The 14,593-nt window shown below is 66.8% G+C and carries 13 protein-coding genes and 1 pseudogene; 6 read left to right on the plus strand and 8 right to left on the minus strand.

Annotated features, from left to right (window positions below; translation table 11 throughout):
• Positions 1–39: 39 nt before the first annotated feature.
• Together AB0876_RS12400 and AB0876_RS12405 are read right to left on the minus strand one after the other, a co-directional pair.
• The gene (locus AB0876_RS12400) at positions 40–2,040 is read right to left on the minus strand and encodes a primosomal protein N' (RefSeq protein ID WP_526042102.1); all 2,001 of its coding nucleotides are present in this window, start codon (positions 2,038–2,040) and stop codon (positions 40–42) included.
• Positions 2,037–2,795, minus strand: coding sequence for a lysoplasmalogenase family protein (locus AB0876_RS12405; RefSeq protein ID WP_526042103.1), 759 nt, complete (start codon positions 2,793–2,795; stop codon positions 2,037–2,039). The genes AB0876_RS12400 and AB0876_RS12405 overlap by 4 nt, the downstream gene beginning before the upstream one ends.
• Here AB0876_RS12405 and AB0876_RS12410 point away from each other — a divergent pair.
• Positions 2,758–3,705 carry an alpha/beta hydrolase gene (locus AB0876_RS12410; RefSeq protein ID WP_526042104.1) on the plus strand — a complete coding sequence of 316 codons (948 nt, stop codon included), beginning with the start codon at positions 2,758–2,760 and terminating at the stop codon, positions 3,703–3,705. The genes AB0876_RS12405 and AB0876_RS12410 overlap by 38 nt on opposite strands.
• 14 nt (positions 3,706–3,719) lie before the next feature.
• On the opposite strand, the pseudogene AB0876_RS12415 reads toward AB0876_RS12410, so the two are convergent.
• Positions 3,720–3,884 (minus strand): annotated as a pseudogene (locus AB0876_RS12415) (cytochrome b); the annotation flags it as partial.
• Positions 3,885–4,219: 335 nt separating this feature from the next.
• Between AB0876_RS12415 and AB0876_RS12420 the strand changes: the two are divergent.
• Both AB0876_RS12420 and AB0876_RS12425 read left to right on the plus strand, forming a co-directional pair.
• On the plus strand, positions 4,220–5,341 hold the full coding sequence (locus AB0876_RS12420) for a DUF805 domain-containing protein (RefSeq protein ID WP_526042105.1): 1,122 nt from the start codon (positions 4,220–4,222) through the stop codon (positions 5,339–5,341).
• Between the two features lie 139 nt (positions 5,342–5,480).
• Positions 5,481–6,236 carry a hypothetical protein gene (locus AB0876_RS12425; RefSeq protein WP_491839039.1) on the plus strand — a complete coding sequence of 252 codons (756 nt, stop codon included), beginning with the start codon at positions 5,481–5,483 and terminating at the stop codon, positions 6,234–6,236.
• A 97-nt stretch (positions 6,237–6,333) separates the two neighbouring features.
• On the opposite strand, the gene AB0876_RS12430 is transcribed toward AB0876_RS12425, so the two are convergent.
• Positions 6,334–7,392: a helix-turn-helix transcriptional regulator gene (locus AB0876_RS12430; RefSeq protein WP_526042106.1), complete on the minus strand. Its 1,059-nt coding sequence runs from the start codon at positions 7,390–7,392 to the stop codon at positions 6,334–6,336.
• Positions 7,393–7,478: 86 nt separating this feature from the next.
• Here AB0876_RS12430 and AB0876_RS12435 point away from each other — a divergent pair, with 86 nt between their 5' ends.
• Together AB0876_RS12435 and AB0876_RS12440 are read left to right on the plus strand one after the other, a co-directional pair.
• A complete protein-coding gene (locus AB0876_RS12435; RefSeq protein WP_526042107.1) occupies positions 7,479–8,858 on the plus strand; it encodes a cytochrome P450 in 1,380 nt (459 codons plus the stop codon).
• Positions 8,858–10,330 carry a flavin-containing monooxygenase gene (locus AB0876_RS12440; protein ID WP_526042108.1) on the plus strand — a complete coding sequence of 491 codons (1,473 nt, stop codon included), beginning with the start codon at positions 8,858–8,860 and terminating at the stop codon, positions 10,328–10,330. The genes AB0876_RS12435 and AB0876_RS12440 overlap by 1 nt, the downstream gene beginning before the upstream one ends.
• Here the strand turns inward: AB0876_RS12440 and AB0876_RS12445 are convergent.
• Entirely contained in the window at positions 10,320–10,808 is a 489-nt protein-coding gene (locus AB0876_RS12445) for an SRPBCC family protein (protein WP_526042109.1), read from the minus strand. The two genes, AB0876_RS12440 and AB0876_RS12445, sit on opposite strands and share 11 nt — an antisense overlap.
• A 99-nt stretch (positions 10,809–10,907) precedes the next feature.
• Here AB0876_RS12445 and AB0876_RS12450 point away from each other — a divergent pair, with 99 nt between their 5' ends.
• Entirely contained in the window at positions 10,908–11,507 is a 600-nt protein-coding gene (locus AB0876_RS12450) for a TetR/AcrR family transcriptional regulator (protein WP_491839034.1), read from the plus strand.
• 75 nt (positions 11,508–11,582) lie between these two features.
• Here the strand turns inward: AB0876_RS12450 and metK are convergent, their stop codons facing one another.
• The 3 genes from metK to rpoZ form a co-directional block, all read right to left on the minus strand.
• Entirely contained in the window at positions 11,583–12,782 is a 1,200-nt protein-coding gene (metK, locus tag AB0876_RS12455) for a methionine adenosyltransferase (RefSeq protein ID WP_491839033.1), read from the minus strand.
• Positions 12,783–12,926: 144 nt separating this feature from the next.
• On the minus strand, positions 12,927–14,174 hold the full coding sequence (coaBC, locus tag AB0876_RS12460) for a bifunctional phosphopantothenoylcysteine decarboxylase/phosphopantothenate--cysteine ligase CoaBC (protein ID WP_064960482.1): 1,248 nt from the start codon (positions 14,172–14,174) through the stop codon (positions 12,927–12,929).
• A gap of 19 nt (positions 14,175–14,193) precedes the next feature.
• Complete coding sequence (gene rpoZ / locus AB0876_RS12465; RefSeq protein ID WP_044518192.1) at positions 14,194–14,514, minus strand: DNA-directed RNA polymerase subunit omega; 321 nt, start codon at positions 14,512–14,514, stop codon at positions 14,194–14,196.
• Between the last annotated feature and the right edge of the window lie 79 nt (positions 14,515–14,593).

The following is a 14,593-nucleotide window of genomic DNA, read 5'->3' on the forward strand; positions in this document are numbered from 1 at the left end:
CTGATTCGGCACTCACCGATAACGGGTGAAGTATCCGCCCTATCCGATGTGGAGCGGGTCGATTTGGATACGACATGGTTGCTGATCCTTGCGCGCGCTGAGCACCGCGGTGGCCCGGCGCAGCGCGGCCGCCAATTCCAGACCACCGTCACGCGGCACCCGGACCAGCATCCGGCTCACCTCCGCGTCGGGATCCAGGCCGGGTGGGCGCCGGGCGCCGGGCGGCAGTTCGACCGGCCCGAGGACTTCCGCGGTGTCGGGCAGGTGGGCAGTGTCCAGCAGCGCCTCGACCGCCGTCGTCGTCCCGTCGATGGCCGCCATATGCACCGCAGGCGGCAGTCCCACCTCACCGCGGCCGTCGAGCTCGGCATCGGCATGCCCGACCGGATCCCAACGGATCAGCGCCTGCACGGTGGCGATCGCGGACTCGGCGACCACGGCCACCACACCGCCTTCGGTGCGCGGCCGCACCAGGGCCGCCGCGGCCATCCACCGGCGCATCGTGTCCTCGGCGGCCCGCAGATCCTGCCGGCCCAGCAGTGCCCACGCGTCGAGCAACAGGGCCGCGCCGTAACCGCCGTCGGCCACGGGTTCGGCGCCGGGAGTGCTGACCACCAAGGCCGGGCCGGCCTTCACCGCATCGACCACGGCGTCGCCGCCAGAGGTGATCACCGACGTACCGGGAAACGCCCGGCCCAGCTCTTCGGCTGTGCGCCGGGCCCCGACCACGACCGCCCGCACCGCGTCCGAACCGCAACGCACACAACGCAATGCGGGCTCGGCCCGACCGCACCACCGACATTCGGCAGCCGCACTCCCCCGGTCCGGCAGGGCCAGCGGGCCGGTGCAGTGCCGACAGCGCGTCACCGCGCGGCACCGTGCACAGGCCAGCGCGGGCACGTACCCGCGCCGCGGAACCTGGATGAGCACCGGATGCTGCGCCTGCAACGCCGAGCGGGCAGCCTGCAACGCCATGGACGGTAGCCGCGCGCTGTGGGCGGCCGGATCGCGTTCCTGGGCGTATCCGCTGTCCTCCAAGGCGACGACTCGCGGTGCGGCGGCCCGCACCACCGGCCGAGCCGCCACCACATCGTGGGCCCATCTGGTCCGCACCAGGGCCTGCGCCTCGGCGGTGCGCGCATAGCCACCGATGATCGCGGCACAGCGCAGCTGGTGGGCGCGCAGCATGGCGACCTCGCGAGCGTGCGGATAGGGCGCGCGCGGCTCGGCGAGGTTGTCGTCGCCGTCGTCCCACACCAGGAGCAAGCCGAGGTTGGCAACGGGGGCGAACACCGCACTGCGGGTGCCGATCACCACCTGAGCGTGTCCCCGCAACGCCGCAAGCCAGCGGCGGTACCGGGCCGAGGGGCCCAACCCGGCCGACAACGCCACCACCCGTGATGCCGATACCTGTTGGGTCGCTGCGACATACAGCGCATCCACATCGCGCTGGTCGGGTACGACGGCCACCACACCCAGCCCGGCGTTCACCGCCACCGCGGCCGCCTCAGCCAGCCTCAGCGCCCAGTTCTCGCCGGGCAGTGCCTGCCATGCCGCGCGGGCCGCCCGACCCTCACCGACCGCGATCAGGAACTGTTCACCGCGGCTGTAGCGGGCCCAGGCGCTGGTGTCCACGGGGCCGGCCGTGACGGGTTCCGGTTCCTCCGTGGCCTGCTTCTCGACCCTGGCGTGGCGCGGCGGCACCGCCAGGCGCAGTACGTCCGCACGGGTGCCGGCGTAGCGGGCGGCGACGGCGTCTACGAGCCGCCGGACCTCGGGGGTGAGCACCGGCTCCGGCGAGACCACCCGATCGAGCCAGCCGAGCTTTCCGGTGTGGTCGGTGTCGGAGCGTCGTTCCAGGAGGTAAGCGTCGACCAGCCTGCCGTTGAACCGCACCCGGACCCGCACACCGGGCTGGGCGTCGTCGGACTGTTCCTCCGACACCAGATAGTCGAACTCGCGGTCCAGGTGCGGCACCGTGAGCAGTGGAAGCACCCGCGCGATGGGCTCGTGGTCGGCGGCGCGGCGGGTGATCGTCACTGTGCAGGTTTAGCAGGAGGTTGTGCCGAGCGCCCGAAGAACAGACCCGCCGTGATCAGCACCAGTGACGCTGCGTAGCCGAACCAGATCGGGACGGCGAGCAGTTGGTCGCCACGCACGAACTGGCTGATGCCGATCATCGCGTCGGACACCGCGAAACACACCGCTCCGAGCGCGGTCCAGGGCGTAGACAGCCGGGCCAGCAGCGCCGTGCACACCATCGCCCCCAGCACCGCGATGTAGGCGACCACCGGGACCGCCATCCCCTGTTCGACGAGCCGGGGCCAGAACCAGGTCAGCAGCGCCACGCAGGCGAGGACGGTGACTGCCACGGCGATCAGCCGCGGGGTGGAACGCCGCGCCAGCGGCACCAGTGCGCCGAGGAAGCACAGGTGCGCGACCAGGAAGGCACCCAGCCCCAGCACGAAGGATGGTTCCCACCACGGGATCGCCAACAGGAAGTCGCCGAGTGCGGAGAACACCAGCGCACCCACGAGCCAGCGCCTTTCCCGAACGATCGGATGGGCGCACGCCGCCGCGGCCAGCAGGACCGCTGCCAGCGCCTTCACCGCAGGTTGGAGGGTGAATTGACCCGTCAGGTCGGCTCCCGTCGGCAACCGCGTCGCCGTGACGATCAGGAACACCCCGTAACCGGCCGCGACGACCGCAGCCACCACCCACAGCCACACCGTGACGCGGTGTGCGTACGGTTGCGGAATGTCCGTTGCTGACGAGAAACCAGCTGTCGATGCCATCCTGCAGAAGGTACTGGAGGCAGTGCCGTTCCAACTGTCGACCGACATCGGTGTCGAGGAGGCCCGCCGCCAGTTCAGTGAGATTCCGCGGTTGCCGGTCCATCCCGACGTGAAGACCGAGGACCGTGAGATCCCCGGTCCGGCCGGCCCGATCCCGGTTCGGGTGTACCGGCCGCCGACCGCCGACGGCACGACACTGCCGGTCGTGGTGTTCATCCACGGCGGCGGCTGGGCACTGGGCGACCTGGACAGTTACGACGGCACCGCCCGCCAGCACGCCGCCGCCGCCGACGCCGTCGTGGTGTCGGTGGAGTACCGGCTGGCTCCCGAGCACCCCTACCCCGCCGCAGTGGACGACGTGTGGGCGGCGACGCAGTGGGTGGCCGCCAACGCCGCAGAACTGGGCGTCGACGCCGGCCGGATGGCCGTGGCCGGCGATTCGGCGGGTGGCAACCTCAGCGCCGTCGTGGCGCAGCTGACGCGTGACGCCGGCGTTCCGGGGCTGCGCTTCCAGCTGCTCTGGTACCCGGCCACCACCTGGGACACCAGCCTGCCGTCGTTCACCGAGAACGCCGAGGCACCGATCCTGGGACTCGATGCCGTCACCGGGTTCTCCCGCTGGTACGCCGGGCACGTGGATCTGTCGGACCCGCCGGCGACGCTGGTGCCGGCCCGCGCGGCGGACCTGTCCGGACTCGCACCGGCCTATGTCGCGGTGGCCGGGCACGACCCGTTGCGTGACGACGGCATCCGTTACGCCGAGATGTTGTCTGCTGCAGGCGTTCCCGTGCAGTTGGACCACGCCGAGACTTTGGTGCACGGCTACCTCGGCTACGTCGGCGTGGTCCCGGCAGCCACCGAATCGTTCGACCGGGCAATGGTCGCGCTACGGGCAGCCCTTCACGACTGACCGTTTCTGCTGGGTCACAACGACATTCGACGGAGGATCCCGTCGCGTAGCGCAAGGGTGTGGAACGAGACCGCGCCGATGTGTGCGGTGAAGGCCGCGTAGAGGGTGATGTTGTGCGGGGCGATCGCCGGAAGGTGCAGCGCCCCGACCAACACGACCGGCGACTGGGCGGCCGACAGCGGACCGTCGGAGACTGCCAGTCCGCCGGGCAGCACGCGTGGGTCGAAGTTGCGGGTGCGGTCGGTGGGGTCGGCCAGCGTGAGGATGAGCTTGCAGCTGACCGGGCCACGGGCAACGGTGTCGATGAAGACGTCGAAGAGTGAAACGGAACGCGGCCGCGAGCGTTCAATCGAACGACTGCGACGCCGTGTCGGGTTGTTCGCGGACAAAGCAGAACATTGCATACATTGCTTGGCGCAACGGTGCTAGCGTCCGCTGTGATCTCAGCCGTCAGTGGACGGGACGGCGGAACCAGACAGTTCCGCGCACAACCAAATATCGACCAGAGGAACCAATGACCCGCAGCGAGGAATCCTCCACCGAAGCGCAACATCCGTCCGAACCGCTCGGAGCCACCGACCCACGAGACCTCACGCTGCCGCTGTACGGAGCCACATTCGGCCAGGCAGTGTCGCGCTACCTCCGCAGCTACGCCCGTTTCTCCGGCCGCGCTTCACGCAGCGAATACTGGTGGGGCGCTCTCGCATACGCCTTGGCCCTCCTCCTCTGCGGATTTTTCGTCGCGGCCGCGGGAGATAACGGCACACTCGGGGGCCTGGCGCTGGTACTCGCCGGCATCGTCCTACTCGGGGGCGCGATTCCAAATTGGGCGTTGTTGGTCCGCAGACTCCACGACGCCAACCTGTCCGGATGGATGAGCCTGCTCACGTTGCTGCCGTACGTCGGATTGGTCTTCGGCATACTGCCGTCCAAACCGCTCGGACAACGTTTCGACCGCCGCAAGGTGACGCCGGACCCCATGTCTGAAGATTCGGCGCCCGGATGGGACGCAATCGATACCGCCTTCGCGCGGCTGTACCCAGGGCTGGGCGATGTCGCACCTCATTGCGGCCGCACCGATGCACGTCTGCCCGGCCAAGGCATTTGGGGAATCACCGCCTACCCGAATACCACTGCCTCACAACCTCACTGGCATCTGGTCACCTATGGCTTCTCCAACGTATTCTCGTCCGACCCATCGCCCGACGAGGACGACACCTGGGCAGACTTTGAGTGGACCTTCCGGGTCGCCGCCGACATCGATCTCACCCAACCGCTGGCGGCACAAGTCCCCACCTGGTCGCTGCTTCTCCTCCAACGGCTGGGTGACCTGGTTTTCAGCGGGACGGATGCGCTGGACGTCGGTCACCGCATCAAGGTCGGTGGCCCGATCACGCTGGGGGAGCCCCAAACCGACCTGACCGCAATCATGTTCGTCGAAGACACTCAACTCCCCCAGGTCGATACCCGCGTGGGCCGCCTGCGATTCGTACAGCTCGTCGGAGTTACCGACGACACGGTCACCGCCGCACAAGCGCTGGACAACGGCGTGGCGGGCACGCTCCAGGTACTCGAGAAGATGGCCGAGACCAATCCCCTGCTCATCACTGACATCAACCATTCCGCGGCAACGTGAGCGTGGTCGGGTGAACTCACGGCGGACGGGCCTCTTCGATCGGGTGCTGTACCGGACACGCTGGATTGGACCACTGCTCTATTTGGGGTGCGGCCTCGGCATGGGATGGCTGGGGCTGTGGTCGATCCCAAATACCCCCATGCCGAACCAACTGATGGCGTGGGGGATTCTTGCGTTTGGTCTTGGGTGCCTACGGCAGGCCTACAAGGAGTTTCTCGAGGCCCGCGATGACGAACCGCCCTACTCGCCACCCGACCCGAACCGACCGGAGCCGCCCCGGTGGCGGCACCCACTTGCACCTGAACTTCAGGAACAACTGCTGTCCACGTTCGCCCTGCTGGAAGCCGCCGGGATTCTCGACCCCGGCGAAGTATCCGATGACGAGGTCGTCGAGTGCGCTGAACACACTGACGTGTTCGAAGAGATGGGCGTCTACTCCGTGATGAAGGTTCTGGAGATGCTGGGCGACGGACGGGACCCACCACTTCGCCACCTGGCATTCTTTACCAACCAGGTGGAGTTCTACGACGACGACGCATTCGCAATCGTGCGGGAGTTCGCCCGCATCAGCGGATATACCGGGCCGTTGCGTCAGATCAGATTCGAAACGATGGACGACCATCAGCGCCCCAACTTGGACCCGACACCCAATGCTGTCATCGAGTTCGAGATGGGCACCGCCCGACACTCGCTGTCCTTCACCGTGTACGCCAAGTATTTGCCCGACGGGCTGATCGAACAGTTGGCACCCGTCTTTGCCCCACCCGAACGCCCGGAACGCTTCTATACCTCGTGGGAGAGCGAGAATCTGGACGTCACATATACGACTCCGGCGCAGATCGCGGAGTTCAACGCCGCCCTTGGACCGGAGCCGTCCTGGGTCGAGATCAGATGATCGGAATGGGCTCTACCAGCGGTCGACAAGTTGCACGCCGTAGACGGTACGCGGATATGAGCTCCGATCAGTGGAGCCTGTCCACTCCGAGTCAGATTCACACGTGTGCCACCGCGTGAAACGCACTGGGCGGCACGCCGTGCCAGCGTTTGAACGCATGGCAGAACGTCGAGGTCTCGCTGTAGCCGAGTCGGCGCGAAACCTCCTCGACCGTCAGCCCGACGCTGCACAGCAGATCGACTGCGAGCGCTGACCGGGCCTCGTTGACCAGTGCCCGGAACGTGGTTCCCTCGGCGGCCAGGCGACGTCGCAAGGTTCGCGGATGGACACCGAGTTCCGCGGCGATCTCTGGCAGTGCCGGAATCCGGCCGGGGTCGCGAAACAGCTTGCTGCGCACCACTGCAGTGATCCCACGGCGCTGCTCGTAGCGCTGCATCAGCACGTCACACTGGGCGATACACAGATCGAGGGTGTACGGATCGGCTTGCGGCAGGGGCTCGTCCAGCATGGCGCGAGGGAAGTGCAATCGGGAATGGGCCCGGCCGAACGCCACGTCCGGGAGCGGCATCAGGGCAAGCAACGGCTGCAGTACGTGCTCGTCGATAGACACCTCGGCGAATATGCGGTCGGCGTACTGGGCCACCACCGGCGCGGCGAAACTTGCTGTCGTGGCAACAATTCCGGCGACATCACGTTCGATGAAGAAGCGTTGGACGTCGCCGGGTAGGTGCCCCACGTTGAGTTCCATTACGCACTCGTCGACGCCCTCGAACAATTGAAGATCGATCTGCAGCGTGGTCAGGGCGAAGTAACGCATCCCGATGCTGAACAATTCGCGCAACGTGGCACACGACATGACCGCGAACCCGAACAGGCCCATGTGTGTCAGCGCCGACCTGCCACCGACATCGACCCCCAGTCCGGGCGCGTCGGGCAGCCTAGCCTGCAGGTGACGGACCGCCAGGATCTCGTCATGTGCGCTGATCACACAGTCGGGATCATCGAGGTCTGCCGGCGTGATGCCGGTGCCGGCCAGGACGTGCGCCGCCGGGACCCCGCGCTCGACCGCCACCTCGCACAGCACGCGGGTGGCGTGGATCGGATGGCAGACATCGGCCGACCACGTCGACCGCGAGATCGATCCTGACCTGACCATTGGCTCCCCACCCGCTGTCCCAAAATCCCAACTCTGTGTCCGATAGTCCCATTCCCCGCTCCCCATGTCATTCATACGCTGGATTCATGGCGGCACCGGCGGCACGACTGAGCACGTGGACCATGACCCGCGAGGCGATCACGGTCGGATTCAGCACCGACAGCGGCTTTCTGACCCGGACACAGGGCCGGGACATCACCCGATACCGCTGCGCAGGAAGACGTTTCGTATCGATCGCACATCCTGACTACATCGACCACGTGCTGCATCAAGCACGCCTTCGCTACGTCAAATCGAACGAGTACGAGCCGATCCGTGCCGCGGCGGGGATAAACCTGCTGACCGACGAGGGCGACTCCTGGGCCTACCACCGGGCGGCCCTGAACCCGACATTCGCGCGTCGTCATCTCAACGACATCGTCGACCTGATGATCGCCCCGATCGCGCGAGCCACCGACGAGCTCGCCGAGGGCGGTGACGGTGTCCGGTTCGACATGCATGCCGCCATGGTGGAAACCACTCTGCGGGTCGTCTCCAACGCCCTGTTCAGTCAGGATTTCGGACCGATCGTGCACAGCATGCGAGACCTCACCACACGCGGGCTCAGGCGCACCGAGAAGCTGGCCCGGCTGGGCCTGCTGGGCCTGCTCCCTCGCCCGGTGTACGACGCCATGGCGGCGAGCACGTATTCCGGGATCCCGCTGCCGCCTCCGCTGCGCGAAGGCCAGCGCATCGCCCTGGCCCTGGATACCGCGGTGAACGCCGTGCTCGACGAACGTCTGTCCCACCCCACCGAATCGGCCGACCTGCTCAACGTGTTGTTCCGCGCGGACAATGGAACCTGGCCGCGGCAGCGGGTCCGCGACGAAGCGCTGACGTTCATGCTCGCGGGGCACGAGACAACGGCCAACGCGATGTCGTGGTTCTGGTACCTGATGGCACGCCACCCCGACGCCCGGGACCGGATGCTAGCCGAGGTGGATTCCGTGCTGGGAGCGGGCCGTCCGACGGCAGGCGATCTGACCCGGATGCCGTGGACCACTGCGTGTCTACAGGAGTCGCAGCGTTGTCACTCCGCGGTATGGATCATCGCGCGCGAGGCGGTCGAGCCCGATGAAATCGACGGCCACCATATTCGTCCGGGCACGACGGTCATCATCCCGATTCATCAGATCCACCACGACAAACGATGGTGGCCCGATCCGGACACCTTTGACCCCAATCGATTTCTCGGTGACGCCGCCAAGAGCCGGCCGCGCTCGGCCTACCTGCCGTTCGGCGGCGGGCGCCGGATCTGCATCGGCCAGAGTTTCGCCCTGATGGAGATGGTGTTGATCGCCGCGATCATGAGCCAGAGGTTCGTTTTCGATGTCGATCCTGGCCACTCGGTGGAGATGGAGGCTACGTTGACATTGCGACCCAAATACGGCGTCCACATGATCGGACGCAGCCGAGAGGTGGCTTGATGCCCGACTTTCACACGCTCATCATCGGCGCCGGATTCTCCGGCATCGGCTCGGCCATCGCGCTGGACAAGGCCGGCCTGCACGACTACCAGATCCTGGAGGCCGGGGACGGCGCCGGCGGGACCTGGTTCTGGAACACCTATCCCGGTGTGGCCGTGGATATCCCGTCGTTCTCCTACCAGTTTTCGTTCGAACAGTCGCAGGATTGGTCCCGCACCTACGCCCCCGGGAACGAGTTGCGCGCCTACGCCGACACCTGCGTCGACAAATACGGCCTGCGGCCCCGGATTCGGTTCAACGCCACCGTCGCACGTGCAGTCTTCGACGACGACGAGAACCTGTGGCGGGCTGAACTAGAGTCGGGCGAGATACTCACGGCGCGATTCCTGGTCAACGCCAGCGGCGTGCTGACCATCCCGAAGCTGCCGGAGATCGACGGCGTGGACTCCTTCGCCGGGACCACCGTGCACACCGCCCGCTGGGACCACAACCAGGATCTCACCGGCAAACGGGTGGCGATCATCGGCACCGGCGCCTCTGCGGTCCAGGTGATTCCCGAGATCGCCCCGACGGTCAAGCAGCTCACCGTCTTTCAACGGACGCCTATCTGGTGCTTCCCCAAGTTCGACGTGCCGATCCCACCGGTCGCGCGCGGGCTGATGCGGCTGCCCGGCGGCCGGACGCTGCACCGGCTGATCAGCCAGGCGTACGTGGAATTCACCTTCCCGCTGGCCGCGCAGTACTTCACCATCAACCCCTTCGCCAAGCGGGCCGGCGCGGCCGGGCGGGCCTATCTGCGCCAACAGGTGCGTGATCCCGAGGTACGCGACAAACTCACACCGCGGTATGCGGTGGGATGTAAACGACCCGGCTTCCACAACAGCTATCTGGCCACCTTCAACCGGGACAACGTGCGACTGGTCACCGAGCCGATCGACAAGATCACCGGATCCGGTGTCGCGACGACTGACGGGGAGAGCCACGACGTCGACGTGCTCATCCTCGCCACCGGCTTCAAGGTGATGGATGTGGATGCGTTGCCCTTCGAGATCGTGGGGTCGGGCGGACAGTCACTCAGCGAGTTCTGGATGCAGCACCGGATGCAGGCCTACGAAGGAGTCAGCGTCCCCGGCTTCGCCAACTTCTTCTCGGTGATGGGCCCGTACGGCTACGTCGGGTCGTCGTACTTCGCATTGATCGAGGCCCAAACCCGGCATCTGGTGCGGTGTATCGCGCAGGCGGACAAGAACCAGGCCAGCCGCGTCGAGGTGCGCAAGGAGGCCAACGATCGGTATTTCGCCGAGATGATGCGCAAGCGTCACCGCCAGATCTTCTGGCAGGACAGTTGCAACCTGGCCAACAGCTACTACTTCGACCGCAACGGTGACGTGCCGCTGAGGCCCGCCACCACAGTCGAAGCCTACTGGCGCAGCCGGACTTTCGACCTCGACGACTACGCGTTCACCTCGTAGCCGTTCCAGACTCGGCGCATGCCTTGATGGCGGCGAGGGTCTGCTCCATTCCGGCTTCCAGCAGTTCGGTGAAGGCCCGCTGTCCACCGAGGTGCGACTCGGTCAGGTCGAGCGAAAGTTGCGATATTCCGTCGGGGGTCTCGCGCCGTTGCGTGAGCACCGTGACAGCGGCACCGTCAGCACTGATCGAGAACGACCAGATCGCGTAGTTCTCGGCGATCCGGAAGGCGATCTCTTTCTCTGCCTCGTACCGCACCACCTCGCCGTGCGTGACCCACTCAAGCTCACCCTGCCGGTTGAGGTTGGTGAACGTGGAACCGAGCCCGACGTCATCGTCGGATTCGCGCAGCTTCACCGATATCACCTGCGGGCTCCACTGTGACATGCGTCGGACGTCACGGATGATCTCCCAGACCACGGAAGGCGTTGCCTCGATGCCGATCTGGCGCTCCAGTAGCGCCTTGAAGCTGGCGGTCATCGGTCCTCCGATCTATGCGACCGATCGGTCGCATATTGGTCAATGCTGACCGTACGCGACTCGGGCGCCCGACGTCCAGAGTGTGGCTACTGTGAACTGATGACCGTTTTGCCCGCAGCGGACGGGCGGAGGGCGCGTGGCGATGCCACCCGTCGGCTGGTCGCGCGTACCGCTGCAGACATCGCCACCACCCACGGCCTGGACGGGATCACCGTGGGTGGCCTGTCCACCTCGACCGGGGTGAGCAAAAGCGGAATCCTCACGGTCTTCGACAACCGGGAGGCGATCCAGCTGGCCGCAGTGGCTGAAGCGCGCCAGGTCTACATCGACGTCGTCATCCGTCCGGCGCTGAGCTGTCCACCCGGAGCCGCGCGACTCGATGCCCTTCTCGACTCGTGGTTGGCATACCTGCGCGCCGAGGTGTTCCCCGGCGGCTGCTTCGTATCGGCGACATCGGTCGAGTTCGGGCATCGCACCGGCCCCGTGGCCGAAGCGGTGCGAAATCTCAAGCAGGAGTGGCTGAACCTGCTGGAAAACGAGTTCTCCGCGGCGGGTTCAGCCGATCCTGCCGAGGACGCCTTCCGGGTCGATGCCTACCTGTGTGCGGGCAATACCCGTCGCGAGCTGTTCGGCACCGATGCCGGCCTGGAGCGCGCACGTGCACTCGCCGGCCGCGTCGTCGAGAACTACCGCACCTGATCAACCCCGCCGGCGACGCTGCCCGGGAAACACAACAGCCCCCGATCAGCGATCGGGGGCTGTTGGCAGGAATTGCTAGACCGAGGCCTTCAGGTCCTCCACCTTGTTGAGCTGCTCCCAGGGCAGTTCGATGTCGGTGCGCCCGAAGTGGCCGTAGGCCGCCGTCTGGGCGTAGATCGGCCGCAGCAGGTCCAGGTCGCGGATGATCGCGCCGGGGCGCAGATCGAACACGCTGCTGATGGCCTTCTCGATGCGGGCCGGGTCGACGGTCTCGGTGCCGAACGTCTCGACGAACAGACCGACCGGGGCAGCTTTGCCGATCGCGTAGGCCACCTGGACCTCGACGCGCTCCGCCAGGCCGGCAGCGACGACGTTCTTGGCCACCCAGCGCATCGCGTACGCGGCGGAACGGTCCACCTTTGACGGATCCTTGCCGGAGAAGGCGCCGCCGCCGTGGCGGGCCCAGCCGCCGTAGGTGTCGACGATGATCTTGCGGCCGGTCAGACCGGCGTCACCCATCGGCCCGCCGAGCACGAATTTGCCGGTCGGGTTGACCAGCAGGCGGAAATCGGAGGTGTCCAGCGTCTCGTGGTTGAGGTCGGCCAGCACGGTGTTGACGACCTTCTCCCGGATGTCCGGGGTGAGCTGGCCGTCCAGGTCGATGCCGTCGGCATGCTGCGTGGACAGCACCACGGTGTCCAGGCGCACCGGGGTCTTGCCGTCGTAGGCGATGGTGACCTGGGTCTTGCCGTCCGGGCGCAGGTAGTCGAGCACGCCGTTCTTGCGGACCTCGGTCAGCCGCCGCGACAGCCGGTGGGCCAGTGCGATGGGCAGCGGCATCAGCTCGGGGGTGTCGCCGATGGCGTATCCGAACATCAGGCCCTGGTCACCGGCGCCCTGGGCGTCCAGCGGATCGCCGGCTCCTTCGACGCGTGCCTCGTGGGCGGTGTCCACACCCTGGGCGATGTCAGGCGACTGCGCGCCGATGGCGATGTTCACACCGCACGACGCGCCGTCGAAGCCCTTGGTGGACGAGTCGTAACCGATCTCCAGGATGCGGTCACGCACGATCTTCGGGATGTCGGCGTAGGCAGAGGTGGTGACCTCGCCGGCGACGTGCACCTGGCCGGTGGTCACCAGCGTTTCCACCGCGACCCGCGACTTGGGGTCCTGCTCCAGCAGCGCGTCGAGCACCGAGTCGCTGATCGCATCACAGATCTTGTCGGGGTGCCCTTCGGTTACCGACTCACTGGTAAACAGGCGACCTTCGCTCACGGTCCGCTTCCTTCCTTGCCGATCTGAAAAAGTTTTCAGTCTCAAAACTACTTAGTTAGGCGAATAATATCTATGCCCTGTTGCACCCAAGCGCGTGGGACGCCGATGCGCAACCCTTATCCGCACATTGATGCGTACGTCGCGTCACCCGTCGTGCTTGCCCAGGAACGCCCCGATCGCGTCCACGATACGGGTGGCCATCAGCGTCTTCGAACCGTGCTCGAGTGCGGCCTCGGCGCCGTCCGCGCTCAGCAACCAACCGTCGTTGTTGTCCACCTCGAACGCACGGTTCTCCCCCACTGCGTTCACCACCAGCAGATCGCATCCCTTGCGCTGGAGTTTGGCTCTGGCGTGGAACAGCACGTCGCCATTGGCATCGCCGGTCTCGGCGGCGAAGCCGACGATGGCCCGCATGTTCGGCAACTGTCCCTCGGTCCGGGCTCGCACTGCTCCGGCGAGCACGTCATCGTTGCGGACGAGGTCGATGGAATTGGGCTCGGAGGCGCTGCCCTTCTTGATCTTGCTGGTGGCCACCTGTGCGGGCCGGAAGTCGGCGACGGCCGCGGCCATCACGAGAACGTTGGCCTCGGGGGCGTACTTGGACACCGCGTCTCGCAACTGGGCGGCAGAACCGATGTGTACGACGTCGACGCCGGCCGGGTCGACCAGACCGGCGGTGTTACCCGCGACAAGCGTCACGTCGGCGCCGCGCTGGGCCAGGACCCGGGCCACGGCGTATCCCTGCTTGCCCGAGCTGCGGTTGCCGATGAACCGCACCGGATCGATGGGTTCACGGGTCCCGCCGGCGGTCACCAGCGCCTTGACGCCGGCCAGGTCATAGGGCAGGGCGTCGCCCCGCTCCAGCAACAGCTGGGCAAAGGTGGCGATCTCTTCGGCCTCGGGGAGCCGTCCCGCACCGCTGTCGGCCCCTGTGAGCCGGCCGGACGCCGGTTCGAGCACCACCGCGCCCCGACGGCGCAAGGTGGCCACGTTGTCGACGGTGGCCGGGTGAAACCACATCTCGGTATGCATCGCGGGCGCGAACAGCACCGGACATCGCGCCGTGAGCAGCGTGGCGGTCAAGAGGTCGTCGGCGCGGCCTGCCACGGCACGCGCCAGCAGGTCGGCGGTGGCGGGTGCGACGACGACAAGATCGGCCTCCTGGCCGATGCGGACGTGCGGAACCTCGTGCACGTCGGTGAACACACCGGTGTGCACGGGATTGCCCGACAGGGCTTCAAACGTGGCGGCTCCGACGAAGCGCAGAGCCGACTCGGTGGGCAGCACGCGTACCGAGTGGCCCGCCTCGGTGAGTTGACGGACCAGGGTGCACGCCTTGTAGGCGGCAATGCCGCCGGCCACACCGACGACGATTCGCTTACCCGCGCTCACGTCTCCGGCCCTGGCCTGGCTACTCGCCGCCCTCGGTGTGCTCGAGCAGGTCCTCGTGGATCTCCCGCATCGCGATCGACAGCGGCTTCTCCTGCAGACCGGGCTCGACCAGAGGGCCGACATACTCAAGAATGCCGTCGCCGAGCTGGTTGTAGTAATCGTTGATCTGACGCGCCCGCTTGGCGGCGTAGATCACCAACGCGTACTTGCTCGACGCGCGGTCCAGCAACTCGTCGATGGGCGGGTTGGTGATGCCCAGCGGCGTGTCGTAGGCGCTGGCGGCGGACGAATCGATGTCGTCCGCAGCGGCCAGCTGCGCATCGGCGTGCGGGGTGCTCACGAAAAAGTCTCCTGGCGGTTGCGTGAATGCGGTTACTGAACAGCGTGCTGGTGGCTCGCGGATCCGATCGCGTCGGTCC

This window comes from Mycobacterium sp. NPDC049093, from assembly GCF_040704635.1.
Classification (GTDB): Bacteria; Actinomycetota; Actinomycetes; order Mycobacteriales; family Mycobacteriaceae; genus Mycobacterium.

What these genes read in the sequence shown, in the direction of transcription:
- AB0876_RS12410 (WP_526042104.1), top strand. Translation starts at nt 2,758, where the DNA reads ATGTCCGTTGCTGACGAGAAACCAGCTGTCGATGCCATCCTGCAGAAG.
- AB0876_RS12420 (WP_526042105.1), top strand. Translation starts at nt 4,220, where the DNA reads ATGACCCGCAGCGAGGAATCCTCCACCGAAGCGCAACATCCGTCCGAA.
- AB0876_RS12405 (WP_526042103.1), bottom strand. Translation starts at nt 2,795, where the DNA reads ATGGCATCGACAGCTGGTTTCTCGTCAGCAACGGACATTCCGCAACCG.
- AB0876_RS12435 (WP_526042107.1), top strand. Translation starts at nt 7,479, where the DNA reads ATGGCGGCACCGGCGGCACGACTGAGCACGTGGACCATGACCCGCGAG.
- AB0876_RS12450 (WP_491839034.1), top strand. Translation starts at nt 10,908, where the DNA reads ATGACCGTTTTGCCCGCAGCGGACGGGCGGAGGGCGCGTGGCGATGCC.
- AB0876_RS12430 (WP_526042106.1), bottom strand. Translation starts at nt 7,392, where the DNA reads ATGGTCAGGTCAGGATCGATCTCGCGGTCGACGTGGTCGGCCGATGTC.
- AB0876_RS12440 (WP_526042108.1), top strand. Translation starts at nt 8,858, where the DNA reads ATGCCCGACTTTCACACGCTCATCATCGGCGCCGGATTCTCCGGCATC.
- AB0876_RS12445 (WP_526042109.1), bottom strand. Translation starts at nt 10,808, where the DNA reads ATGACCGCCAGCTTCAAGGCGCTACTGGAGCGCCAGATCGGCATCGAG.
- AB0876_RS12425 (WP_491839039.1), top strand. Translation starts at nt 5,481, where the DNA reads ATGCCGAACCAACTGATGGCGTGGGGGATTCTTGCGTTTGGTCTTGGG.